The following is a 22,905-nucleotide window of genomic DNA, read 5'->3' as shown; positions in this document are numbered from 1 at the left end:
ATTTCCGTTGCCAGCCACCTCGCTTAGCCTCAAATTCGCCTCGTCATCCTTATGAGGCTCTCTTGATGAAGAAGTACTCCTCGATTTTGTTGTTGTCTTTCAGCTTGCTCAGCGGCGTTGCCATGGCAGGCGGCACCACCGAGGCCGGCATTGGCGGCGCATTGGGTGGGGTACTGGGCTCCGTTGTCGGTAACTCCATCGGCGGTAGCACTGGCGGCGCCATTGGTGCTGGCCTGGGCGGTGCGGCCGGCGGTGCGTTGGGTGCCGACAAGCGCCAGCGCGGTGAAGCCGCTATTGGCGGTGCCCTGGGCGCGGCAGGCGGTAACGTGGTGGGTCGCTCGGTAGGCGGCACTACTGGTAGCTACATCGGTGCAGCCGCCGGCGGCGGTGCTGGCGGTGCGCTGGGTAACTACCTGGGCAACAAGGCCGACGACGATGAGCGCCATGACGACCGTCGCTACCGCCGTGGCTACGATGACCGTCGCCACTACGACCGCGGCCATCACTACGGCCACCGCAAGCACAAGCGCCACTGGCGCGACTAACGCCTGAGGGCCCTGCCCCGGCAACAAAAACCCCGCCCCTCCCGGCGGGTTTTTTTATGCGTGTTGTTCCAGCACCAAGCCGGAAAGAATCACCTGAAGCGCCTCTGGCAACGCCACAGGCCGGCCCCTGACACGCTCGATGAAGACTTGCACCACCGTGCCCGCCGCACAGGCCTCGGGCTCACCTGGGCGATACAACGCCAGGCGGTACTCCACCGTACTGCCCGCCAGGCGCGTTACGCCCAGCCCAACTTCCAGCACATCCGGGAAGCCCGGCAATGCATAGAAATCTGCTGCCGAACTGACCACAAAAGCCGCCAGTTCGCCGTCACGCAGGTCCAACTCGGCCTGCTCGACAAGGAACGCCTGGATCGCCGCTTCGAAGAAGCCGTGCACCGTGGCCCCGGCGATATGGCCGTTCAGGTCGTTGTCCTGCGGGCGGGTGAGAATCGGGTGAAAGTGGGAGAAGGCAGTGCGCTGAGGGGATTCGGTCATCTGGCTGACTCTTGTCTTCGCAATGGATGCTGACAGTGAAACAGAAAAACCAGGTTCTCGCTGCCTGCGCCTCACCCTGTAGGAGCGGCCTTGTGTCGCGATGGGCCGCAAAGCGGCCCCGACAATTTATGCAGTGACGCTAAAATCCCGGGGCCGCTCTGCGGCCCATCGCGACACAAGGCCGCTCCTACAAGGCATTGCATCAGCCGGACAACAAAAAATCTATGGTCACCCCATTTTTTGCAATACTGATTAACGGATGAAATGGATGGCTTGCTTAAATCTATCCGGCGTCAAATTGGGGCAAGCCCGCGCCACGATGAGAGCCGCGCCTGACGATCCTTAAAAGCCGCTCGGCTTCGAAAGCCGATTTTTATGTCAGGATCCTCGCCAGGCCGGTAGGCCGTTTATTTCATCTATTGCTCAGCTATCGCAAAACCTGAAAGGTGAATCGTGGTACAGCAACAACCACAGGGTCAGGCGTTCAAAGCGCCTGGCCCTGTTTCGTATTAGGTGTGATGAGCAGAAATCGCCCAAGCTATGCGGGCGAATTTATTGGCCAGCGCACCGGCGACCACGTTTGAGTGTCGTCGCGTCATAAGCGCTCGCACCCAGTCCGCCAGAGCCCCCTTCTGCTTGCTGATCCCTAGCAAGTTAGCTTTGCCGCCAGTGCTGTACGGCCTGGGCACCAAGCCTAGAGAAGCGGCAAAATCGCGACTGCAGCCGTATTGCTGGCCATCGCCTATTTCCACAGCCAGCAGGCTGGCGGTGATCGGCCCGACACAGGGCATGCTCAACAAACGACGCCCTAGATCATCGTCGGCCAGCTGGCCAATCAACTCTTTATCCAGCGCCTTGATCTGCTCGTCCAGACAGACGAACGAACTGAGGAGAGATCAGCTTGGCCTGATGTCCCAGAGCGGTCAGCTCACGAGCGACGAAATGTGCGCCGGCGCACGCTTCCATCACCACGGTGCACGCTGGCAGGTTGGCGAAGAACCGCATCATTTGCTGTCGTGAGAGCTTCTTGCGAAACAGCTCCCGGCCGGGCTTATCTTGGCCGTGGAGATGAAATGTGTGTTTGCCGAGGTCGATACCGACCAGTGGCAAATCGCTCATGATGATGGCCTCCAGAATGAAAACACCCTGCGAAAGCGTAGCCCTCGCAGGGTGTCGGGGTGACCATCTCATTAGCCGCCACTGCTGGCGGCTTTCTCATTGCGGCTGGTTGCAGCTTACAGCTGCGGACCAGCGGCCTTGATGGCGTCGGAAACTTCAAACTTCTTGAAGTTCTCGATGAACAGCTTGGCCAGGCCTTTGGCAGCCTCGTCGTAGGCAGCTTTGTCAGCCCAGTTGGTACGCGGGTTGAGCAATTCGGTATCAACGCCTGGGACGGCCTTCGGTACGTCCAGGTTGATGATGTCCAGGTGCTCGGTTTCAGCACCGACCAGCACGCCGCTCTGGATGGCAGCGATCACCGCGCGGGTGGTCGGAATGCTGAAGCGCTTGCCAACGCCGTAGCCACCACCGGTCCAGCCGGTGTTGACCAGGTAGACCTTGGAGTTGAAGCCCTTGATACGCTTGATCAGCAGCTCGGCGTACTCGCCAGCCGGGCGTGGGAAGAACGGTGCACCGAAGCAGGTCGAGAAGGTCGACTTGATGCCGCCGCCCGAGCCCATTTCGGTGGAGCCGACCAGCGCGGTGTAACCGGACAGGAAGTGGTAGGCAGCCTGTTCGTTGTTCAGGATCGACACCGGAGGCAGAACACCGGTCAGGTCGCAGGTCAGGAAGATCACTGCGTTTGGCTCACCGCCCAGGTTCTTTTCCGAACGCTTGGCAACGTGCTCCAGCGGGTAGGCCGCACGGCTGTTCTGGGTCAGGCTGACATCGGTGTAGTCAGCGTGCTTGTTGGCGTCGAGGACGACGTTCTCCAGCACCGCACCGTGCTTGATGGCTTTCCAGATGACCGGCTCGTTCTTCTCGGACAGGTCGATGCACTTGGCATAGCAGCCGCCTTCGATGTTGAAGACAACGCCTTCGCCCCAACCGTGCTCGTCGTCACCGATCAGGTAACGGCTTTCGTCGGCCGACAGGGTGGTTTTTCCGGTGCCGGACAGGCCGAAGAACAGGGTTACATCGCCTGCTTCGCCGATGTTGGCCGCGCAGTGCATTGGCAGCACGTCGGCAGCCGGCAGCAGGAAGTTCTGCACCGAGAACATGGCTTTCTTCATTTCACCGGCGTAGCGCATGCCGGCGATCAGCACTTTTTTCTGCGCGAAGTTGATGATCACGCAACCGTCGGAGTTGGTGCCATCACGCTCAGGTACGCACTCGAAGTTTGCCACGTTGAGCACCTGCCACTCGCCGCGACCCACCGGGTTGTACTGCTCAGGGTTGATGAACAGGCAACGGCCGAACAGGTTCTGCCAGGCAGTCTGGGTGGTCATTTTCACCGGCAGGTAGTGCTCGGCGGCAGCCCCTACGTGAACGTAGGAAACGAAGTGATCCTGGGCGTTGTTGAACGCCTCGACGCGGTCCCACAGGGCATCGAACTTGTCGGCCGGGAACTTGCGGTTGATCGGGCCCCAGGCGATGGCGTCCTGGGTGGAAGGCTCTTCGACGATGAAACGGTCAGCCGGCGAACGGCCAGTACGGTGACCGGTCTCCACGACCAGCGCGCCGGTATCGGCTAGTACACCTTCACCGCGTTGCAGCGCTTCTTTTACCAGCTCATCGACGCTCAGGTCGGTGTACACGGTGTTATTGGCTTGCGTCATGAGATACCCCATCCGGCCCGAGGCCGAGTGCTCCAAACGTTTTGTAGTTGTTTCGAAAAAACTACTACAGCGAAAAAAGTGGCCGGATTATGCCAGAAAAGCCCAAAAAAAGTAGGCCCCTCCTGTCAGAACTGCGTTTTTGCGCAATTCGACAGGAGATTTTCCTGAGCTTAAACGTTTCAGTGGCGAGTTTCTGAGGCTACGTCCGTGCCGCCGCCGGCAAACAGTTGCGCCACATCGCTGGCGTCGAAGAAATAGCGCTGGTTGCAGAACTGGCAATCGATTTCTACCTGCCCGCCGCACTCTTGCACCAGTGCCTTGGCGTCATGCTCACCCAAGCTGACCAGGGCATTGCCGGAACGTTCGCGTGAGCAGCTGCATTTGAAGCGCAGCGGCTGTTCATCGAACAGGCGCACGGCATCTTCGTGGTACAGGCGGTGCAGCAGGGTTTCATTGGCTTCTGCCCACTCTTGCGGCTTGAGGGTTTGGGCCAGGGCAACCACGTGCTGCCAGCTGTCTTCGCGCTCTTCATCGTCCGGCTGGCGATCGCGTGGCAGTTGCTGCAGCAGCAGGCCGCGCGCCTTGCCAGCTTCGGCATTCAGCCAGAACCGCGTGTTCAACTGCTGGGACTGAACGAAGTAATTGGTGAAGCACTCCGAGAGGTTGGCACCATCGAGGTCGACAGTCCCTTGGTAACGCTGGCCCTTGACCGGGTCGATTGTCAGGGTCAGGTGGCCGTCGGGCATCAGCTGCGCCAGGCTGGCGTCGGCCGGGATCTGATCCGCTTCATATCTGGCCATGCCGCGGATGTCACGGTCACCGGAGCATTCGACCATCAGCAGCGGGATCGGCCCGGCGGAGCGCGCCTGCAGTATCAGCAGGCCGTCGAACTTCAAGGCACCGACCAGCAAAGCGGTGGCGGCCATCAGCTCGCCAAGCAGGGTTTGCACCGGCTGTGGGTATTCATGACGCGCCAGCACTGCAGCGTAGCTGTCATCGAGAGACACCCACTCGCCGCGCACATCGCGCTCGTCGAAGATGAAACGTTGGGTGAAATCTTTTTCTGGCAAGTCGCTCATGGTTGTCTGGCTATCTGAAAATGATGACAAAATAATGAAAGGGAATCAGTAATCCCATCGCAGAGCGCCTTCAGGCGCTCGTTTCCCTTATAGGAGATAGAGGTATCTTATGGATAATCGACCACTGTTCCAAGCAAGGTGGTCCTGGGGACCGCTGGCAGCCTGCACGCTGCTGCCGATCGCTCTACTGTGTTTCTGGTTATGGCCTTTTGGCCAGATCCTGTGCCTGACTTTCGACGAGTGGCTTTTCCGCAGCCTCAATGCACCGTTGGCTGACAACACCACCTGGCGCTATATCTGGACCGTGGGCAGCATGCGCCCGTTCGACATCGTGGTCGGCCTGATCCTGCTGGCACTGCTGATTCGCGGTGATTGGGTGTTCAAGGCAGCACAGGTTCGCCAGGCGTTTTTTGGCTTTCTGGTCACGCTGCTTCTCTTAGTGGTGATTCGCGCGCTGTTTTCCAAGTGGGTGGATGCCGCGGGCTGGCAACACAAGAGCCCCTCGATGATGTTCGCCGACGTGGTGCACCTGAGCGACTACTACCCCCACCTGGAAGCCAAGTGGGAGCTGAAGGACCGCTCCAGCAAGAGTTTCCCCGGCGACCACGCCTCGGTGTTGTTGATCTGGGCATTGTTCATGAGCGTGTTCAGCCGCCGCCTGGTGCAGTTCGTGGTGATCTGGGCGCTGGCGGTGCTGTTCATGCTGCCGCGCCTGGTGGCCGGCGCGCACTGGGGGCAGGATGACTACATCGGCGGGTTGCTGATGGCAGTGCTGGCGTTGGGCTGGAGCTATTACACGCCGTTGGCGGCCAAGGGTAGCGCGGCACTGATGCGCTGGACGGCGCCGTTGTTCTCGATTGCTGCAAAATTGCCGTTGGTCGGGCGGTTGGCGGTAGTCCGCTAGCCCCCTGAGGCTGCTGCGCAGCCCATCGCGGCACGAGGCCGCTCCTACAGCACTGCGTGCACCCTTGTAGAAGCGGCCCCGGTTATTCGAAGTTCCCATGCAGCTGGTGAATCTGCCGCCGCTGCTTCTTGTTCGGCCGACCATCGGTAGTTACCCCCATCGCCCCTGCCTTGCGCATTTCGGCTGCCTGCTCCCTGCGCCGCACACTCTCTTCAGTCTCTTCATACAGCGTCTGCGCCTCGGGCGCCCCCCGCCGCACCACCGACAACGCCTTCACCACCACGGTGCGCTCATCGAAGCCGGTTCGCAGCACGAATTCGTCGCCCACGCGCGGCTCCTTGCCCGGCTTGCAACGCTCGCCCCGGCAATGCACCTTGCCGCTCTCGATCGCGGCCTTGGCCAACGCCCGCGTTTTGTAGAAACGCGCCGCCCACAGCCATTTGTCCAGGCGCACCTTATCGTCGTCTTCGGCTTTTTGTGCCATTGCGTTTCCTCGGATTCTGTCTTTCATCGAACTGTACTACCTTCACTTACGGATGCAAAAAGTCCCCGCCGTGCTTACAGTTCACCACCTCATTCGCAGGGTGTGCTTAGTGAAGACATTTGACCATTTGACTGTGATCGGCCTGCGTGAGTGGGTCGCCTTGCCCGACCTCGGTGTGGCCGGGCTGCGCGCCAAGATCGACACCGGCGCCAGTACCTCCAGCCTGCACGCCACCGATATCGAACCCTTCGAGCGTAATGGCCAACCCTGGGTGCGCTTCACCGCGCACCTGGGCACGGTGGTGCAACTGCGCCATCGCCGCTGCGAAGCACCCTTGGTGAACAGAAAGATCATCCGCAGCTCTAACGGGCATGCCCAGACCCGTTATGTCATTCGTACGCCACTGGCGTTGGGTGACCGCGTGTGGGAGGTGGAATTCACCCTGGCCTGCCGCAAGAGCATGCGCTACCGCCTGCTGCTCGGCTCAAAAGCCCTGGTGCAGGGCCAGCTGGTGGTCAACCCAGGCGTAAAGTACGTGCAAGACAAACCGGCCTTCCCGGCCACCCTTTCCCCTGTCACAGGTGCTGCATGAAGATCGCTGTGCTGTCGCGCAATCCGCGTCTGTATTCCACCCGCCGCCTGGTCGAAGCCGGTACTCAGCGTGGCCACGAAATGGTGGTGATCGATACCTTGCGGGCCTACATGAACATTGCCAGCCACAAGCCGCAGATCCACTACCGCGGCAAGCCGCTGGAAGGTTTCGATGCCGTGATCCCGCGGATTGGCGCCTCGGTAACCTTCTACGGCTGTGCGGTGCTGCGCCAGTTCGAAATGATGGGCGTGTACCCGCTCAACGAGTCGGTGGCTATCGCCCGCTCGCGCGACAAGCTGCGCTCGCTGCAGCTGTTGTCACGGCGCGGCATTGGCCTGCCGATCACCGGTTTCGCCCACTCGCCCGACGATATCCCCGACCTGATCCGCATGGTCAACGGTGCCCCCCTGGTGATCAAGGTGCTGGAAGGCACGCAGGGTATCGGCGTGGTGCTGTGCGAAACCCCGCAGGCAGCCGAGTCGGTGATCGAGGCGTTCATGGGCCTGAAGCAGAACATCATGGTGCAGGAGTACATCAAGGAGGCCGGCGGTGCGGATATCCGCTGCTTCGTGGTGGGGGACAAGGTGATTGCCTCGATGAAACGCCAGGCCAAGCCTGGTGAGTTTCGTTCCAATCTGCACCGTGGCGGGGTCGCCAGCCTGATCAAGATCACCCCCGAAGAGCGCATCACCGCGATTCGCGCAGCCAAGGTGATGGGTTTGAGTGTCGCGGGCGTGGATATCCTGCGCTCCAACCATGGGCCGTTGGTGATGGAGGTGAATTCATCGCCAGGCCTGGAAGGCATTGAAGTGACCACTGGCAAGAACGTGGCCGGGATGATCATCGAGCACCTGGAGAAGAATGGCGGGCCGAATCAGACCCGGACCAAGGGGAAAGGCTGATTCACCCGGCCCTAGCGCCGGCAAGCCCACAGGTACTGCACAGTTTTCAGACTTTGTGCATGATCTGTGGGAGCTGGCTTGCCGGCGATAGGGGCCGGCCAGCCAACCAAGTTCAAACGGCGTTACGCGGCAGCAACAGCCCCAACGGCAACCGCACCCGTGCCTCGATACCGCCGCCGGACCGGTTGCGCAGCTCGACATTGCCGCCATGCTGCGCCGCAATACGCTTGACGATGGCCAACCCCAGCCCGGTCCCCTTGCCACCCCGCGCCCGGTCACCCCGGATGAACGGGTTGAAGATGGTCTCCAGCTCCGACTCATCAATGCCGGTACCGCGGTCCAGCACACTCAGCACCACGTACGGCGCACTTTCGTCACCCGAGACATAGGCTGCCACCTCGACCCCTTTGCCTGCGTGGTGCAAGGCGTTGCCGATCAGGTTGCCCAACATGCGCTTGAGCGACACGCGGCGCAGCGGGAACGGCGGGATCGGCTCCAGGCACAGACGCACACGTTCTTCCGGCTGGTTGTAGGGGGCGACCACCTCGCGCACCAGATCCGCCAGGTCGACCTCTTCGACCGGCTCGTCCCGGCCATCACGGATGAACGCCAGGAACTGGTCGAGAATCGCGTCCATGTCTTCGATATCACGGACCATATCGTCGCTCAGGTCGTTGTCGCTGTTGAGCAACGACAACGACAAACGCAGGCGCGTGAGCGGTGTACGCAAGTCATGCGAGACCCCGGCCAGCATCAGCTCGCGTTCGCGCCCGGCCTGCTCGACGTCTTCGGCCATCTGGTTGAAGGCCTTGTACACCTCGGTCATCTCGCTGGGGGTGTCGCTGATCGGCAACCGCACGCTGCGCCCCTGGCCCAGCTGGCGGGCGGCGAACACCAGGCGCTTGAGCGGCTGGTTCAACTGCCGCACGAAGATCCACGCCGAAGCGGTGGACAACAGGCCAATGGCCAGGAACCAGCCCAGCACGTTCCAGATTTTCTGCCCGCGTAGCGGGTGCGGGTACAACGGCACCTTCAACCAGCCCGGGCCCAGGCTCGGCGCGTTTACCCACAGCGCCGGCGGCGCATGAATGCGCAGGCGTACTTCGGTGTCCTCGCCCAGCTCGGCCTGCATCTGGCGTTGGTAGATTTCGCTGTAGGGCCAGTGCTGCTCGCCTTCGGGCACGCCCGAGCCGGTCACACGAATGAGGCCTGCCGCCTCGGCGATCTTGTCGCGGTTTTCTTCGTCGGCAGCCCAATACGCGCGCAAAGTCAGCGCCACACCGTGGCTGTACTGCCGGTCGACCAGTACGTCCTCGTTCATCAGCAGGTAGACCAGGGTCAGGGCCTTGGAGAACAGGACAACGATCAACACCAGCCACAGGGTGCGAGCGAAGAAGCTTTGCGGAAACCAGAGCGGTGTTTTCATCGACGGTCAGGCATCACTTTCCGGCGTTTCCGTCCGGCACGAACACGTAGCCTACGCCCCACACGGTCTGGATGTAGCGGGGCTTGGACGGGTCGGGCTCGATCATGCGCCGCAGGCGCGAAATCTGAACGTCGATGGAGCGCTCCAGGGCATCCCATTCACGGCCACGGGCCAGGTTCATCAGCTTGTCGCGGGTCAGCGGCTCGCGGGCATGCATGACCAGCGCCTTGAGCACGGCGAACTCACCGGTCGTGAGCATGTGCACTTCGTCGCCACGCTTGAGTTCGCGGGTGGCCAGCGACAACTCGTAGTCGCCGAAGGTGACCGACTCGTCTTCGCTACCCGGTGCCCCTGGCACGGTGGGTGCCTGGCGGCGCAGCACGGCCTTGACCCGGGCCATCAGCTCGTCCGGGTTGAACGGCTTGCCCAGGTAGTCATCGGCCCCCAGCTCCAGGCCCTTGATGCGGCTGAGCTCGTCACCCTTGGCAGTGAGCATGATGATCGGGATCTGGTTGTTGTGCTGGCGCAGGCGCTTGCACGCCGACAGGCCGTCTTCGCCTGGCAGCATCAGGTCCAGCACCACCAGGTTGAACACCTCGCGGGAGAGCAGGCGGTCCATCTGTTCGGTGTTGGGCACCGCGCGGGCTCGGTAGCCTTTGCTGGTGAAGAAACGTTCCAGCAGGCTGCTCAGCCCCGGATCGTCGTCGACGATGAGAATCTTTTCACCTTCTGCGGTGTTCGGCGTGCCGGTCATGAATAACTCCTCTGAGATCGCCGCGCATTATGGCGTAGCCATTGCAACGCGTGCCGTGAGCATTGTTAGCAGATTTTTCCCCGGGCGCCAGTTCCGACTGGCCGGGCGCCATCACCGCAAGCGGTTTGCGATGGGTATAATGCGCCGCTTTCATCCTGCGCCGCCGGGCGAAAGCCCATAGGCGACCCCCGTATTCACAAATGTCAGGTGGTTTACATGGACAGCATCAACAGCCGTATCGCCGAGGAACTGGGCGTACGCCCCCAGCAGGTCGAGGCGGCCGTGGGCCTGTTGGACGAAGGCTCGACCGTGCCTTTCATCGCCCGTTACCGCAAGGAAGTGACCGGTAGCCTGGACGACACCCAGCTGCGCCATCTGGAAGAGCGCCTGCGCTACCTGCGCGAACTCGACGAACGCCGCGCCAGTATCCTGTCCAGCATCGAGGAACAGGGCAAGCTGACCCCGGAACTGGCCCGCGAAATCAAGCTGGCTGACACCAAGACCCGCCTCGAAGACCTGTACCTGCCTTACAAGCAGAAGCGCCGCACCAAGGGCCAGATCGCCCTCGAAGCCGGCCTCGGCGAGCTGGCCGACGGCCTGTTCAACGACCCGTCACTGACCCCGGAAAGCGAAGCGGCACGCTTCGTCGATGCCGACAAGGGCGTGGCCGACGTGAAGGCCGCCCTGGAAGGCGCCAAGTACATCCTCATGGAGCGCTTTGCCGAAGACGCCGCGTTGCTCGACAAACTGCGCAGCTTCCTCAAGCAGGAAGCCGTGCTCAGTGCCCGGGTGGTGGCCGGCAAGGAAGAGGAAGGCGCCAAGTTCCGCGACTACTTCGCCCATGACGAGCTGTTGCGCACCGCCCCTTCGCACCGCGCCCTGGCAATTTTTCGCGGGCGCAACGAGGGCGTGCTGAGCGCTTCGCTGAAAGTCGGTGAAGAACTGCCGGGTACCCTGCACCCGTGCGAGCTGATGATCAGCAACCACGTCGGCATCGAGAACCGCAGCCGCCCGGCCGACAAATGGCTGGCTGAAGTGGTGCGCTGGACCTGGAAGGTCAAGCTCTACACCCACCTGGAAACCGACCTGTTCGGCGAACTGCGCGACAACGCCGAAGGCGAGGCGATCAACGTGTTCGCCCACAACCTGCACGACCTGCTGCTGGCGGCCCCGGCCGGCCCGCGCGCCACACTGGGCTTCGACCCTGGCCTGCGCACTGGCTGCAAGATCGCCGTGGTCGACGCCACCGGCAAGCTGCTGGACCACACCACGGTCTACCCGCACGCCCCGAAAAACGACTGGGACCGGACCATCGCCATCATGGCCGCGCTGTGCGCCAAGCACTCGGTGGAGCTGATTGCCATCGGCAACGGTACCGCCAGCCGCGAAAGCGACAAGCTGGTCGCCGAACTGGTCAAGAAATATCCAGCCCTGAAAATCACCAAGGTCATGGTCTCCGAAGCCGGCGCGTCGGTGTACTCGGCATCGGAACTGGCCGCCCGCGAATTCCCGGACCTGGACGTATCGATCCGCGGCGCCGTATCGATTGCCCGCCGCCTGCAGGATCCGTTGGCTGAACTGGTGAAGATCGACCCGAAATCCATCGGCGTCGGCCAGTACCAGCACGACGTCTCGCAGTTGAAGCTGGCCCGTGGCCTGGACGCCGTGGTCGAGGACTGCGTGAACGCCGTGGGCGTGGATGTGAATACCGCCTCGGTGGCGCTGCTGACGCGCATCTCCGGGCTTAACGCCACGCTGGCACAGAACATTGTCGCGCACCGCGACGCCAACGGCCCGTTCGCCACCCGCGCGGCGCTGAAAAAGGTCAGCCGCCTGGGCGAGAAAACCTTCGAGCAGGCTGCCGGCTTCCTGCGGGTGATGAACGGCGACAACCCGCTGGACGCCTCGGCGGTTCACCCCGAAGCCTACCCCCTGGTACAGCGCATCGCCGCCGATACCGACCGCGACATTCGCTCGCTGATCGGCGACAGCAGCTTCCTCAAGCGCCTGGACCCCAAGCGTTTCACCGACGAAACCTTCGGCCTGCCGACCGTGACCGACATCCTGCAGGAGCTGGACAAACCCGGCCGCGACCCCCGCCCGGAATTCAAGACCGCCACCTTCCAGGATGGCGTCGAAGACCTCAAGGACCTGGAGCCAGGCATGATCCTCGAAGGCGTGGTGACCAACGTCACTAACTTCGGTGCCTTCGTCGATATCGGCGTACACCAGGACGGCCTGGTGCATATCTCGGCGCTGTCGGAGAAGTTCGTCAAGGACCCGCGCGAGGCGGTCAAGGCCGGCGACGTGGTCAAGGTCAAGGTCATGGAGGTGGACATCCCGCGCAAGCGCGTGGGCTTGTCGATGCGCATGAGCGACACCCCGGGCGAAAAGGTCGACGGCAACCGCGGCGGTAACCGTGGCCCGGCAGGCAACCGCCAGCAACAGGCGCCGCGCCAACGTGAAACCGCTACCGCGGCCCCGGCCAACAACGCCATGGCCGCGCTGTTCGCCAACGCCAAGCAACTGAAGAAGAAGTGATGGACATACCACGCGAATATGTCGAAAGCGCCTTCAGCCAGCTCCTTGGCTGCCGCCTGCAACGCCTGGAGCCCGGCGTTGCCGAGGTCGCCCTGGCGCTGCAGCCGCAGTTGCGCAACCGTGGCCAGAAGCTGCACGGCGGGGCTATTTTCAGCCTGGTGGATATCGCCATGGGTCTGGCCTGTTCGGCCAACCATGGCTTTGACCAGCAAAGCGTCACCATCGAATGCAAGATCAACTACATGCGCGCCGTCAGTGACGGTGAGGTCCTGTGCACCGCCCGCGTGCTGCATGCCGGGCGGCGTACCCTGGTGGTCGACGCCGACGTAGTCCAGGGCGACAAACTGGTGGCCAAGGCGCAAGGAACCTTTGCGGTTCTCTAGCTCACCAAGCAGTATCTGCGGTATTTTCAGCAGTGCGCTGGCACTGCTGGACCCGCGTAAACCAGGCGACAACGCCAGTTCCTTTCTCCCTACCCTTGTAGACCGTTATCTCTACCCCCATATTGGGGCGACTGACGCGTGAAGGAATACATCTTGAGCGAACTCCTCAACCGCCGCCTGAGCCTGCTCGGCGCCAATCTTCCCCTGCTCAAGCAGTGCCTGCACGGTATTGAGCGCGAATGCCTGCGCGTGACCGACGAAGGTCGCCTGGCCCAGACCCCGCACCCGGATGCACTGGGATCGGCGCTGACCAACGAGCAGATCACCACTGACTATTCCGAGTCGCTGCTGGAATTCATCACCCCCGCGTTGGCCGACCCGGCGAAAGTGCTCGAAAGCCTCGAACAGACCCACCGTTTCGTCTACAGCAAGCTGGGCGACGAGTACCTGTGGAGCCCATCGATGCCATGCACGTTGCCGGCCGAAGAGGACATCCCGATCGCCGAGTACGGCAGCTCGAACATCGGCAAGCTCAAGCACGTCTACCGCAAAGGCCTGGCCTTGCGCTATGGCCGCACCATGCAGTGCATCGCCGGCATCCATTACAATTTCTCGCTGCCAGAGGCTCTGTGGCCTTTGCTGCGTGCTGCCGAAGGCAGCAGCGAGCCCGACCGCGACTATCAGTCGTCGGCCTACATTGCGCTGATCCGCAACTTCCGCCGCTACAGCTGGTTGTTGATGTACCTGTTTGGCGCCTCGCCGGCCCTGGATAAAGGCTTCATGCGTGGCCGCCCGCACCAGCTCGAAGAGCTGGACGCCGAAACCCTGTACCTGCCCTACGCCACCAGCCTGCGCATGAGCGACCTGGGCTACCAGAGCAACGCCCAGGCGGGCCTCACGCCTTGCTACAACAACCTGGCCAGCTACACCGACAGCCTGCGCAAGGCGGTGGGCACGCCCTACCCGCCCTATGTCGAGGTCGGCACGCACGTCGACGGTGAGTGGGTACAACTGAATACCAACATCCTGCAGATCGAAAACGAGTACTACTCGAACATACGCCCCAAGCGCGTCACCTATACCGGCGAGCGGCCGATCCAGGCCCTGACTTCGCGCGGCGTGCAGTATGTGGAAGTACGCTGCCTGGACATCAACCCGTTCCTGCCCGTTGGCATCGACCTAACCGAGGCGCGCTTCCTCGATGCATTCCTGCTGTTCTGTGCCCTGGAAGAAAGCCCGCAACTGGGCAATGCCGAGTGTGGCCAGTGCACCAGCAACTTCCTGGCCGTGGTCAAGGAAGGTCGCCGCCCGGGCCTGGAATTGCAGCGCAACGGCCAGCCGGTCAGCCTGAAGGTGTGGGCCGGCGAGCTGATCGAGCGTATTCGACAGTTGGCCGAGCTACTGGACCAAGCCGAAGATACCGACGCCCACAGCAAGGCGCTGGATGCGCAACAGGCCAAGGTCGATGACGCCTCGCTGACGCCTTCGGCCCAGGTGCTGGCGCGCATGACCGAGCATGACGAAAGCTTCGTGCAGTTTTCGCTGCGCCAGAGCCGTATTCACGCCGAGACCTTCCGTGAACAGCCGCTGAGCCAGGAGCAGCAACAAACCTACGAGACGCTGGCCCGCGAGTCGCTGGCCAGGCAGGCCGAGCTGGAGCAGGAAGAAGTCGGTGATTTCGACCTGTTCGTGGGTGCCTATCAAGCCAGCATCCTGGCGATCAGCAACTGATGACGCGTACCGCTACCCCGCGCAAACCGCGTGCCAGCAGCCAGGCCAGGATCGAAGCGATCCTGGCGGCTGCCCGCGAACTGCTGGCCGAGGTGGGGGTGGCGGCAATGTCGATCTACAGCGTGGCCGAGCGTGCGCAGATTCCGCCGTCGTCGGTCTATCACTTCTTCGCCAGCGTGCCGGCGTTGCTCGAGGCGTTGACCGCCGACGTGCACCGGGCTTTCCGTGAGGCTCTGAGGGCACCGATCGACAGCCAGGCGTTCAGTACCTGGCATGAGCTGTCACGGCTGATCGAGCAGCGCATGCTGGATATCTACAACCAGGATGCAGCAGCGCGGCAACTGATTCTGGCCCAGCACGGGCTGAGTGAAGTGGTGCAAGCCGATCGGCAGCACGACATGGAACTGGGCGACCTGATGTACAAGTTGTTCGACCAGCATTTCCACCTGCCGGTGATGCCGCTGGATGTGGATGTGTTTGCCCTGGCCATGGAGCTGAGCGACCGGGTGTATGCGCGCTCGGTGCAGCTGCATGAGGCGATCACCCCGCGTATGGCCGAGGAAGGCAAGCGGGTGTTCGAGGCGTATCTGGGGTTGTATCTGCCGCCGTTTCTGGCCAAGCGTTCCAGCTGAAGATCTTGGGGCCGCGCTGCGGCCCTTCGCGGGTAAACCCGCTCCTACATTGGCCTGCGTTTGCGGACTAATGTAGGAGCGGGTTTACCCGCGAAGGGCTGCAAAGCAGCCCCATTACAGCTTGGCAATAGACACTTCCGTCGACTTCACAAAGGCAATCACTTCACTGCCCACCTGCAGCTCCAGCTCACGCACGGAGCGGGTAGTGATCACCGAAGTGACGATGCCCGAAGCCGTCTGCACGTCGATTTCCGACAGTACCGGCCCTTCGAGGATTTCTTTCACAGTGCCTTTGAACTGGTTGCGCACGTTGATGGCTTTGATAGTCATGATTGGCTTCCTTTTGGCTTCTGGGGGTTCAGTGCGCCCAACGCAGTTGCGTGGGCAGAGGGGCTACAGGATCCGGCTCGGGCGCAGCGCCCGGGGCCGACAGCACACGGTTGAGCACTTCGCTTTCCAGCGCAGCCAGGCGGTGCGAACCACGCGCCCGAGGCCGTGCCAGGTCGACAGTGAGGTCGAGCCCGACCTCGCCGTCTTCGATCAGGATCACCCGGTCAGCCACGGCAACCGCCTCGCTGACATCGTGGGTAACCAGCAGCACGGTGAACCCGTGCTGACGCCACAGGCGTTCGATCAGTTGCTGCATCTCGATACGGGTCAGGGCATCCAGCGCGCCCAACGGCTCGTCCAGCAATAGCAGGCGCGGCTGGTGGATCAGCGCCCGGGCCAGCGCCACACGCTGCTTCTGGCCACCCGAGAGCGCTGCCGGCCACTCATTGGCGCGGTCGGCCAGGCCAACCGCCTCCAGGGCATCCAGCGCTCGCGAGCGCCAGTCGCCAGACAGGCCCAGGCCCACGTTGTCGATCACCTTCTTCCAAGGCAGCAGGCGTGCGTCCTGGAACATCAGGCGGGTTTCTTCGCGCGCTTCGTCCAGCGGCGCGGCCCCAGCCAGCAACTGCCCGGCATTGGGCTGATCGAGCCCGGCCAGCAAACGCAGCAAGGTGCTCTTGCCGCAGCCGCTGCGGCCAACAATGGCCACGAACTGGCCGGCCGGAATGTGCAGGTCGATACCTTTCAATACCTCGCGCTGGCCAAAGGCCTTGCGCACGCCGTTGGCGGCCAGCGGGATGCAACGCAGCAGGCGTGGCGGCCGTTTCTTGAGCACGGTCATGCGCCCTCCTTCTTCGCCACTTGATAGGCTGGGTGCCAGCGCAACCACACACGCTCCAGGCCACGGGCGGCGAGGTCGGCGAGCTTGCCGAGCACGGCGTACAAAACGATGGCCAGCACCACCACGTCGGTCTGCAGGAATTCACGGGCGTTCATGGCCAGGTAGCCGATGCCGGCGTTGGCCGAGATGGTTTCGGCAACGATCAGGGTCAGCCACATGAAGCCCAGGGCAAAGCGCACGCCCACCAGGATCGACGGCAGCGCACCCGGCAGGATCACCTGGCGGAACAGGCTGAAGCCGGACAACCCATAACTGCGGGCCATTTCCACCAGCGCCGGGTCCACATTGCGAATGCCGTGGTAGGTGTTCAGGTAGATCGGGAACAACGTGCCCAGCGCGACCAGGAAGATCTTCGCCGACTCATCGATACCAAACCACAGGATGACCAGCGGGATCAGTGCCAGGTGCGGCACGTTGCGTATCATCTGCACCGAGCTGTCGAGCAGGCGCTCGCCCCAGTTCGAAAGGCCCGTGATGAAGCCCAGCACCAGGCCGATGCTGCCGCCGATGACGAAGCCCAGCCCGGCACGCCAGCCACTGATGGCCAGGTGGGTCCAGATATCACCGCTGCGCACCAGCTCGACGCCAGCACTGACCACGGCGCTAGGCGCCGGCAGGATGCGCGTCGACAGCCAGCCAGCGCTGACCGCCAGCTGCCAGGCGGCCAGCAGCAGCACCGGCAGCGCCCATGGCGCCAGCCGCTGGGCAAGGTTATTGGAAGTTGCACGACTCATGGCCTGGCCCTCAGCTCTGCGCGACAGACTTGGGCAGGATGTCGTTGGCTACCATCTCGCCGAACGGGCTCACGTAGCCACCCGTCTTGGGTTGTTCCGGGCGGTTCACGTCAATGTGCGGGAACAGCAGCTCGGCCACTCGGTACGACTCTTCCAGGTGCGGGTAGCCGGAGAAGATGAAGGTATCGATGCCCAGCTCGGCGTATTCCTTGACCCGTGCGGCCACGGTCGGGCCATCACCTACCAGCGCGGTACCCGCACCGCCACGCACCAGGCCAACACCCGCCCACAGGTTGGGGCTGACTTCCAGGTTGTCGCGGTTACCGCCGTGCAGGGCGGCCATGCGCTGCTGGCCCACCGAGTCGAAGCGCGCCAGCGAGGCCTGCGCACGGGCAATGGTGTCATCGTCCAGGTGCGAAATCAGGCGGTCGGCGGCGGCCCAGGCTTCTTCGTTGGTTTCGCGCACGATCACGTGCAGGCGGATACCGAAACGTACTTCGCGGCCTTGAGCAGCGGCCTTTTTGCGCACTTGGGCGATCTTCTCGGCCACGGCTGCCGGTGGCTCACCCCACGTCAGGTACAACTCGACCTGTTCAGCCGCCAGGTCTTGGGCAGCTTCTGAAGAACCGCCGAAATACAGCGGCGGGCGGGGCTGCTGAATCGGCGGATAGAGCAGCTTGGCGCCCTTCACCTGAAGGTGCTTGCCGTCATAATCGACGTTTTCGCCTTCCAGCACCTTGCGCCAGATACGGGTGAACTCGACCGACGCCTCGTAGCGCTGCTGGTGGTTCAGGTGCAGGCCGTCACCGGCCAGCTCGTCAGGGTCGCCGCCGGTGACCAGGTTGAACAGCGCCCGGCCGTTGGACAGGCGATCGAGGGTGGCTGCCTGCCGAGCAGCCACGGTTGGCGAGATGATGCCGGGGCGCAGGGCCACCAGAAACTTCAGGCGCTGGGTCACGGGGATCAGCGAGGCCGCGACCAGCCAGGAGTCCTCGCAGGAGCGCCCGGTCGGGATCAATACCCCACCAAAACCAAGCCGGTCGGCAGCTTGCGCGATCTGTTGCAGGTAGCCGTGGTCGACCGCGCGGGCGCCATCGGCAGTGCCCAGGTACTTGCCGTCACCGTGGGTGGGCAGGAACCAGAAAATGTTCAGACTCATTGGAGTTGTCTCCTCAAGGGGGGCACGAGCCGGGGCGGTGCCCCGGCATGGCGCATCATTCAAGGCGCGCTAGCGACCTTGGCCGGGGGTGTCCAGATCACATCCTTGATGCTCAACGGCTTGGGTATCAGCTTGAGCGCCTGGAAGGTGTCGGCGATCTTCTGCTGCGCCGCCACTACCTGCGGGGTCAGGGGCGCGGCGCCGTAGCCTTGGCGTTTGACCGAGGTAAGTGTGATGTCGGCAGGCAAGCCGAGCAGCGGCGCCACCTGGTCGGTGACTTCCTGCGGGTTGGCCTGCGACCATTCGCCCACGGCGCGCACTTGCTCGATAACGGTGTTGATCACCGCTGGGTGCTCGGTCGCGTAGTTGCGGGTAGCGAGATAGAACTGATGGTTGTCGACCAGGCCCTTGCCGTCACGCAGGGTGCGCGCCTGCAGCTGTTGCTCGGCGGCGGCCTGGTACGGGTCCCAGATCACCCAGGCGTCGACACTGCCGCGCTCGAAGGCTGCGCGGGCGTCGGCCGGCGGCAGGTAAACCGGCTGGATGTCGCTGTATTGAAGGCCTGCGTCTTGCAGTGCACGCACCAGCAGGTAGTGCACATTGGAGCCTTTGTTGAGGGCGACTTTCTTGCCTTTGAGGTCCTTCACCGACTGCACCGGCGAACCCTTGGGCACGAGAATCGCTTCGCTGTGCGGCGCGGGCGGTTCATAGGCCACATAGAGCAGGTCGGCGCCGGCGGCCTGGGCGAATACCGGTGGTGTTTCACCGGTGACGCCGAAATCGATCGAGCCGACGTTCAGCCCTTCAAGCAGCTGCGGGCCGCCGGGAAACTCGGTCCACTGCACCTGTACGCCCTGCTCGGCCAGGCGCTTCTCCAGCGTGCCCTTGGCCTTGAGCAGCACCAGGGTGCCGTATTTCTGATAACCGATACGCAGGCTCTCGGCCTGGGCTTGGGTAATGGCGCCGAAGGACACAGCCGCCGCGAACAGGGCGACCAGACCGCGACGCAAGAAGACTGTGCGCATGGCGCTCTCCTGTGCGATAGGGTTCGGGTTGCACCTGCTTGCCTCGTTGACGGGCGAGTAAGGTGGTGAAGCGGATAAAACCGGTCAGATGCTCCAACGAGCACTGAGCAGGCGTTCGTTCAGTACACCGGGGGCCACGGGGCGCGGCCGACGGGCCAGAGCAACGTGGAAGGTTTCCAGCGAGTCCTGCAGGCGTTCTTCCAGCGCGGGGAGCAGTTGCGCGGGCTTGCTGCCCTCTGCGTAAGCGACTTGGCTGTCGTCAGCGAAGATCCCTTGCAGGGTCTCTTGCGCCTTGAGTGCAGACAGCACGGGCTTGAGTGCGTAATCCACCGCCAGCATGTGGGCGATGCTGCCGCCGGTGGCGATCGGCAACACGATCTTGTGTGCCAACGCGCGTTCCGGCAGCAGGTCGAGCAAGGTTTTCAGAGCACCGGCAAACGATGCCTTGTAAACCGGTGTAGCGACGATCAGGCCATCGGCCTGGGCCACCAGTTGCTGAAAGTGCTGTACCTGCGGGCTGTCGAAACGGGCATGCAGCAGGTCTTCGGCGGGGAAGTCACGTACCTGGAACGTCACCACTTCGACGCCGCGATGCTGCAGCCACTGGCGCGAACGCTCCAGCAGCACGCCGGAGCGTGAACGAGGACTTGGGCTACCACCGATTGAGACGACCAACATTGCAGCGCTTCCTTGTGTTCTGTTGGGGGTGACATTAGCAATCAGTTTATATATCTAGAAATCATATTTTTTTATTTGTTTATTCCATTTTGGTTTAAAGCTTCAAGTTACAAGCCGCAAGCTGACCTGCTTTTGCTTGCAGCTTGCAGCTTGCAGCTTGCAGCTAAAAAAGGGCCGTCGAAACGGCCCGAAAATCCCTGTGTGGCTAAGAGCGATGCAACGAGGAATGCGTTAACGATTAGGCTGGGGGGTCAGGCGCAGGTAGGGTTTGACGGCCCGGTACCCTTTGGGGAAGCGCTGCTTGATCTCTTCTTCGTCCTTGAGCGAAGGCACGATCACCACGTCGTCGCCGTCTTGCCAGTTACCTGGCGTGGCCACTTTGTGGTTGTCAGTCAGTTGCAGCGAGTCGATCACCCGCAGAATTTCATTGAAATTGCGCCCGGTACTGGCGGGGTAGGTGATGGTCAGCCGCACCTTCTTGTTCGGGTCGATCACGAACAGCGAGCGCACGGTCAGGGTGTCGCTGGCGTTCGGATGGATCAGGTCGTAAAGGTCTGAAACCTTGCGGTCGGCGTCGGCGATGATCGGGAAATTGACCACGGTGTTCTGGGTTTCGTTGATGTCGGCGATCCATTTGTGGTGCGAATCGACCGGGTCGACCGACAAGGCAATGGCCTTGACTCCGCGTTTGGCGAATTCGTCCTTGAGCTTGGCAGTCAGGCCCAGCTCAGTGGTGCATACCGGGGTGAAGTCAGCCGGGTGGGAGAACAGCACCCCCCAGCTGTTACCCAGCCACTCGTGGAAACGGATCTTGCCTTCGCTGGAATCCTGTTCGAAATCGGGGGCGATATCGCCGAGTTTTAGGCTCATAGGCTGCGGCTCCTGGGCTGGGTTGTGGTCAGCGTGTGAATTGACTGTGCCTGCAACTGACTAAAAACAAAAAGAATAAATAATGATTTATTTATAGCTTTTTGACATTACAGTCTGCAGACATGAAAAAGCCTCGCACTAGGCGAGGCTCTTTGGTGTCGCTGCGGCTTACAGGAAGCTGTAAGTGTAGTTCACGATGAAGCGAGTCTGGTCCTGGTCGGCGCTGGCTTCGTTGCTGCCACCGCGGTACACACCCTGGCGCAGGCTGAAGCCCAGGCCTTTGAGGGTACCTTGCTGAATGGTGTAGTCGACGCGGGCGTCACGTTCCCATTCATTGTAGGTGCCGTGGCCGCTCTTATAGCGAATGTCGTCACCGCGCAGGTAGGAAACCGAAGCCTTCAGGCCCGGAACGCCCAGCGAGGCGAAATCATACGAGTACTGGCCGAAGTTGGTGTTCTCACCGGCACGGGCGAACTGGTTGATCATGCTGTCGGTGAACAGGTAGAAGCTGGAACCGGCAGCGCCTTCAGGGCGGCCGTTACCGTCAACCACGTTGCCCTGGTTCAGCCAGACGAAACCGCCGTCATCGCTGACTTGCTGACGACCGAGCATCAGCGCGTGGCCACCAAGGGTGTAAGTGAACATGGCGGTCCAGGTCTTGTTGTCGACCTTGCCAGTGTTCTTGGCGTAACCACCGTTGTTGCTGAAGTTGTAGCCGCCGCCGTGACCGTTGTTGCCGTCGCTGCTGCTGTCGAAGTAGCGCAGGTCGGTCTTGAACGACTGGTCGTCGGCGATCTTGAAGACATGCGTGGCGCCCAGGAAGTGCTGCTTGTAGAAGTCTTCCAGGTTCGAGTAGTAGTACTGCAGGGTCAGGTCTGGAGTGAGCTTGTAGTCCAGGCCGCCGTAGCGGAACTTGTTGCTGTCGGCAGTGGCGCCAGCGACCGACAGGCCGGTACGGTTGCTCGACGCACGACCCATGGCGTGGGTCAGCTGACCGGCGTTGATGGTCAGGTTGTCGATTTCCTTCGACTGGATGGTGCCACCCTCGAAGGTTTGCGGCAGCAGACGCCCGTCGTTGGCTACCAGGATCGGCAGGTTTGGCGCCAGGGCGCTACCGAAGTGCACTTCGGTCTTGGAGAAGCGAGCCTTGGCGTTGGCGCCAAAACGTGCCCACTGGCTGGCGGCCGAGCCGTCCGAGTCGCTTGGGAAGAAGCTGCTGTTGTCAGGGTGTTTGCCACGGCCACCGTCCAGGTGGATACCCCACAAGGCCTGGGCATCGACACCAAAGCCAACGGTGCCTTCAGTGAAACCGGAAATGTAGTCGAGCTTGAAGCCCTGACCCGACTCGCGGTTGTCAGCACCGCCATCGCGGTTGTCGTTGTTGAAATACATGGTGCGCGAGCTGAGGGACAGTTTGCTGTCTTCAACGAAACCGGCAGCGCCTGCTGTTTGGGCGAAAACCCCCAGTGCCACGGCCACGGCCAGGCTGGACTTGTACATGCTGTGCTCCTCTACGTTCTAATTTTTGTGTATCTCTGGCGGCAGGGTCTTGTGCCCCGCTCACCGTGGATTGGCGATTTAGTCCCAAAGTGCGACTGGTAAGTCAAACGTTTCTAAACGTTTCTCGACTTTGGTCTAAGGCGCCACCTGCGCTACAGGATAATGACAATCCTATAAATCCAAAATGACCGTTTTGTGAATTTCTAAGATTTTTAGGGAATATGTAACGAACCTTTGCAACCAATCGTTGTAGCTCTGCGGGTTCTAATAGCATTTAGCTATTTGCAAACGTTTGCTAATAACCTAATTCCTTAACGTTCTATAGGGACGGAGAAGCCTGGCAGGCTCATCTGATTTCGCTATTGACCCAGGTTATGACCCTTCGCAGGCTTTGTAGGAGCGGCCTTGTGTCGCGATGGGGCGCGAAGGGGCCCTAAACGCTCAGCGTCGCAGCAGCCATCGT

22 protein-coding genes and 1 pseudogene are annotated in these 22,905 nt (G+C 62.0%); 8 read left to right on the top strand and 15 right to left on the bottom strand.

The features are described 5' to 3' along the window. The first annotated feature begins 65 nt into the window (after nucleotides 1-65). On the top strand, nucleotides 66-545 hold the full coding sequence (locus tag ACF8SD_RS02195; protein WP_392484429.1) for a glycine zipper domain-containing protein: 480 nt from the start codon (nucleotides 66-68) through the stop codon (nucleotides 543-545). A 54-nt stretch (nucleotides 546-599) separates the two neighbouring features. Here ACF8SD_RS02195 and ACF8SD_RS02190 read toward each other — a convergent pair whose 3' ends face one another. From ACF8SD_RS02190 to hslO, 4 genes and pseudogenes are all read right to left on the bottom strand, one after another. After that, nucleotides 600-1,040, bottom strand: a complete 441-nt coding sequence (locus tag ACF8SD_RS02190) for a thioesterase family protein (RefSeq protein WP_173887268.1) — start codon at nucleotides 1,038-1,040, stop codon at nucleotides 600-602. A 509-nt stretch (nucleotides 1,041-1,549) separates the two neighbouring features. Beyond that, nucleotides 1,550-2,159: pseudogene (locus tag ACF8SD_RS02185) on the bottom strand (transposase). Nucleotides 2,160-2,275: 116 nt separating this feature from the next. Further along, a complete protein-coding gene (locus tag ACF8SD_RS02180) occupies nucleotides 2,276-3,817 on the bottom strand; it encodes a phosphoenolpyruvate carboxykinase (protein WP_392484428.1) in 1,542 nt (513 codons plus the stop codon). Nucleotides 3,818-3,996: 179 nt separating this feature from the next. Next, nucleotides 3,997-4,896: an Hsp33 family molecular chaperone HslO gene (gene hslO / locus ACF8SD_RS02175; protein ID WP_054905720.1), complete on the bottom strand. Its 900-nt coding sequence runs from the start codon at nucleotides 4,894-4,896 to the stop codon at nucleotides 3,997-3,999. Nucleotides 4,897-5,005: 109 nt separating this feature from the next. Between hslO and ACF8SD_RS02170 the strand changes: the two genes are divergently transcribed. Continuing rightward, nucleotides 5,006-5,800, top strand: coding sequence for a phosphatase PAP2 family protein (locus tag ACF8SD_RS02170; RefSeq protein WP_173887265.1), 795 nt, complete (start codon nucleotides 5,006-5,008; stop codon nucleotides 5,798-5,800). A gap of 82 nt (nucleotides 5,801-5,882) precedes the next feature. Here the strand turns inward: ACF8SD_RS02170 and ACF8SD_RS02165 are convergent, their stop codons facing one another. Next, nucleotides 5,883-6,284 (bottom strand): RNA-binding S4 domain-containing protein, encoded by a 402-nt coding sequence (locus tag ACF8SD_RS02165; RefSeq protein ID WP_054913217.1) that lies wholly within the window; start codon nucleotides 6,282-6,284, stop codon nucleotides 5,883-5,885. A 109-nt stretch (nucleotides 6,285-6,393) separates the two neighbouring features. On the opposite strand from ACF8SD_RS02165, the gene ACF8SD_RS02160 reads away from it, so the two are divergent. Continuing rightward, complete coding sequence (locus ACF8SD_RS02160) at nucleotides 6,394-6,876, top strand: ATP-dependent zinc protease (protein ID WP_009681235.1); 483 nt, start codon at nucleotides 6,394-6,396, stop codon at nucleotides 6,874-6,876. Next, nucleotides 6,873-7,778 (top strand): 30S ribosomal protein S6--L-glutamate ligase, encoded by a 906-nt coding sequence (gene rimK, locus ACF8SD_RS02155; RefSeq protein WP_009681234.1) that lies wholly within the window; start codon nucleotides 6,873-6,875, stop codon nucleotides 7,776-7,778. The genes ACF8SD_RS02160 and rimK overlap by 4 nt, the downstream gene beginning before the upstream one ends. Before the next feature lie 112 nt (nucleotides 7,779-7,890). Here rimK and ACF8SD_RS02150 read toward each other — a convergent pair whose 3' ends face one another. Continuing rightward, nucleotides 7,891-9,204 (bottom strand): ATP-binding protein, encoded by a 1,314-nt coding sequence (locus ACF8SD_RS02150; protein ID WP_173887263.1) that lies wholly within the window; start codon nucleotides 9,202-9,204, stop codon nucleotides 7,891-7,893. Nucleotides 9,205-9,217: 13 nt separating this feature from the next. After that, nucleotides 9,218-9,958 carry a two-component system response regulator OmpR gene (gene ompR / locus ACF8SD_RS02145; RefSeq protein WP_009682249.1) on the bottom strand — a complete coding sequence of 247 codons (741 nt, stop codon included), beginning with the start codon at nucleotides 9,956-9,958 and terminating at the stop codon, nucleotides 9,218-9,220. Nucleotides 9,959-10,174: 216 nt separating this feature from the next. Here ompR and ACF8SD_RS02140 point away from each other — a divergent pair, with 216 nt between their 5' ends. The 4 genes from ACF8SD_RS02140 (at nucleotide 10,175) to ACF8SD_RS02125 (ending at nucleotide 15,245) form a co-directional block, all read left to right on the top strand. Then, complete coding sequence (locus ACF8SD_RS02140) at nucleotides 10,175-12,499, top strand: Tex family protein (RefSeq protein ID WP_274411362.1); 2,325 nt, start codon at nucleotides 10,175-10,177, stop codon at nucleotides 12,497-12,499. Next, nucleotides 12,499-12,882: a PaaI family thioesterase gene (locus ACF8SD_RS02135; protein ID WP_009682247.1), complete on the top strand. Its 384-nt coding sequence runs from the start codon at nucleotides 12,499-12,501 to the stop codon at nucleotides 12,880-12,882. Before ACF8SD_RS02140 ends, ACF8SD_RS02135 begins: the two co-directional genes overlap by 1 nt. Nucleotides 12,883-13,035: 153 nt before the next feature. Then, complete coding sequence (gshA, locus tag ACF8SD_RS02130) at nucleotides 13,036-14,613, top strand: glutamate--cysteine ligase (protein ID WP_009682246.1); 1,578 nt, start codon at nucleotides 13,036-13,038, stop codon at nucleotides 14,611-14,613. After that, a complete protein-coding gene (locus tag ACF8SD_RS02125; RefSeq protein ID WP_182390237.1) occupies nucleotides 14,613-15,245 on the top strand; it encodes a TetR/AcrR family transcriptional regulator in 633 nt (210 codons plus the stop codon). The genes gshA and ACF8SD_RS02125 overlap by 1 nt, the downstream gene beginning before the upstream one ends. A 114-nt stretch (nucleotides 15,246-15,359) precedes the next feature. Here ACF8SD_RS02125 and ACF8SD_RS02120 read toward each other — a convergent pair whose 3' ends face one another. The 8 genes from ACF8SD_RS02120 to ACF8SD_RS02085 form a co-directional block, all read right to left on the bottom strand. After that, a complete protein-coding gene (locus ACF8SD_RS02120) occupies nucleotides 15,360-15,575 on the bottom strand; it encodes a molybdopterin-binding protein (protein WP_003255829.1) in 216 nt (71 codons plus the stop codon). Between the two features lie 28 nt (nucleotides 15,576-15,603). Beyond that, nucleotides 15,604-16,416, bottom strand: coding sequence for an aliphatic sulfonates ABC transporter ATP-binding protein (gene ssuB / locus ACF8SD_RS02115; RefSeq protein ID WP_392484427.1), 813 nt, complete (start codon nucleotides 16,414-16,416; stop codon nucleotides 15,604-15,606). After that, the gene (ssuC, locus tag ACF8SD_RS02110) at nucleotides 16,413-17,210 is read right to left on the bottom strand and encodes an aliphatic sulfonate ABC transporter permease SsuC (protein ID WP_054913222.1); all 798 of its coding nucleotides are present in this window, start codon (nucleotides 17,208-17,210) and stop codon (nucleotides 16,413-16,415) included. Before ssuC ends, ssuB begins: the two co-directional genes overlap by 4 nt. Nucleotides 17,211-17,220: 10 nt before the next feature. Further along, nucleotides 17,221-18,369 carry an FMNH2-dependent alkanesulfonate monooxygenase gene (gene ssuD / locus ACF8SD_RS02105; RefSeq protein WP_392484426.1) on the bottom strand — a complete coding sequence of 383 codons (1,149 nt, stop codon included), beginning with the start codon at nucleotides 18,367-18,369 and terminating at the stop codon, nucleotides 17,221-17,223. 59 nt (nucleotides 18,370-18,428) lie between these two features. Next, nucleotides 18,429-19,394: a sulfonate ABC transporter substrate-binding protein gene (locus tag ACF8SD_RS02100; RefSeq protein WP_029884766.1), complete on the bottom strand. Its 966-nt coding sequence runs from the start codon at nucleotides 19,392-19,394 to the stop codon at nucleotides 18,429-18,431. An 84-nt stretch (nucleotides 19,395-19,478) separates the two neighbouring features. Beyond that, nucleotides 19,479-20,072: an NADPH-dependent FMN reductase gene (ssuE, locus tag ACF8SD_RS02095; RefSeq protein WP_029884767.1), complete on the bottom strand. Its 594-nt coding sequence runs from the start codon at nucleotides 20,070-20,072 to the stop codon at nucleotides 19,479-19,481. Between the two features lie 231 nt (nucleotides 20,073-20,303). Beyond that, nucleotides 20,304-20,942: a peroxiredoxin gene (locus ACF8SD_RS02090; protein WP_009682239.1), complete on the bottom strand. Its 639-nt coding sequence runs from the start codon at nucleotides 20,940-20,942 to the stop codon at nucleotides 20,304-20,306. A 168-nt stretch (nucleotides 20,943-21,110) separates the two neighbouring features. Further along, nucleotides 21,111-22,442: an OprD family porin gene (locus tag ACF8SD_RS02085; RefSeq protein WP_054913225.1), complete on the bottom strand. Its 1,332-nt coding sequence runs from the start codon at nucleotides 22,440-22,442 to the stop codon at nucleotides 21,111-21,113. Nucleotides 22,443-22,905 lie beyond the last annotated feature (463 nt).

Source organism: Pseudomonas sp. CJQ_9 (assembly GCF_043106615.1).
Lineage (GTDB): Bacteria > Pseudomonadota > Gammaproteobacteria > Pseudomonadales > Pseudomonadaceae > Aquipseudomonas > Aquipseudomonas juntendi.
Note: the sequence above shows the minus strand (reverse complement) of the source record. Positions and strands in the feature narration are given on the sequence as shown.

Coding starts and splice junctions, on each gene's coding strand:
- ACF8SD_RS02195 (WP_392484429.1), top strand. CDS start 66: ATGAAGAAGTACTCCTCGATTTTGTTGTTGTCTTTCAGCTTGCTCAGC.
- ACF8SD_RS02190 (WP_173887268.1), bottom strand. CDS start 1,040: ATGACCGAATCCCCTCAGCGCACTGCCTTCTCCCACTTTCACCCGATT.
- ACF8SD_RS02180 (WP_392484428.1), bottom strand. CDS start 3,817: ATGACGCAAGCCAATAACACCGTGTACACCGACCTGAGCGTCGATGAG.
- hslO (WP_054905720.1), bottom strand. CDS start 4,896: ATGAGCGACTTGCCAGAAAAAGATTTCACCCAACGTTTCATCTTCGAC.
- ACF8SD_RS02170 (WP_173887265.1), top strand. CDS start 5,006: ATGGATAATCGACCACTGTTCCAAGCAAGGTGGTCCTGGGGACCGCTG.
- ACF8SD_RS02165 (WP_054913217.1), bottom strand. CDS start 6,284: ATGGCACAAAAAGCCGAAGACGACGATAAGGTGCGCCTGGACAAATGG.
- rimK (WP_009681234.1), top strand. CDS start 6,873: ATGAAGATCGCTGTGCTGTCGCGCAATCCGCGTCTGTATTCCACCCGC.
- ACF8SD_RS02150 (WP_173887263.1), bottom strand. CDS start 9,204: ATGAAAACACCGCTCTGGTTTCCGCAAAGCTTCTTCGCTCGCACCCTG.
- ompR (WP_009682249.1), bottom strand. CDS start 9,958: ATGACCGGCACGCCGAACACCGCAGAAGGTGAAAAGATTCTCATCGTC.
- ACF8SD_RS02140 (WP_274411362.1), top strand. CDS start 10,175: ATGGACAGCATCAACAGCCGTATCGCCGAGGAACTGGGCGTACGCCCC.
- ACF8SD_RS02135 (WP_009682247.1), top strand. CDS start 12,499: ATGGACATACCACGCGAATATGTCGAAAGCGCCTTCAGCCAGCTCCTT.
- ACF8SD_RS02125 (WP_182390237.1), top strand. CDS start 14,613: ATGACGCGTACCGCTACCCCGCGCAAACCGCGTGCCAGCAGCCAGGCC.
- ACF8SD_RS02120 (WP_003255829.1), bottom strand. CDS start 15,575: ATGACTATCAAAGCCATCAACGTGCGCAACCAGTTCAAAGGCACTGTG.
- ssuB (WP_392484427.1), bottom strand. CDS start 16,416: ATGACCGTGCTCAAGAAACGGCCGCCACGCCTGCTGCGTTGCATCCCG.
- ssuC (WP_054913222.1), bottom strand. CDS start 17,210: ATGAGTCGTGCAACTTCCAATAACCTTGCCCAGCGGCTGGCGCCATGG.
- ssuD (WP_392484426.1), bottom strand. CDS start 18,369: ATGAGTCTGAACATTTTCTGGTTCCTGCCCACCCACGGTGACGGCAAG.
- ACF8SD_RS02100 (WP_029884766.1), bottom strand. CDS start 19,394: ATGCGCACAGTCTTCTTGCGTCGCGGTCTGGTCGCCCTGTTCGCGGCG.
- ssuE (WP_029884767.1), bottom strand. CDS start 20,072: ATGTTGGTCGTCTCAATCGGTGGTAGCCCAAGTCCTCGTTCACGCTCC.
- ACF8SD_RS02090 (WP_009682239.1), bottom strand. CDS start 20,942: ATGAGCCTAAAACTCGGCGATATCGCCCCCGATTTCGAACAGGATTCC.
- ACF8SD_RS02085 (WP_054913225.1), bottom strand. CDS start 22,442: ATGTACAAGTCCAGCCTGGCCGTGGCCGTGGCACTGGGGGTTTTCGCC.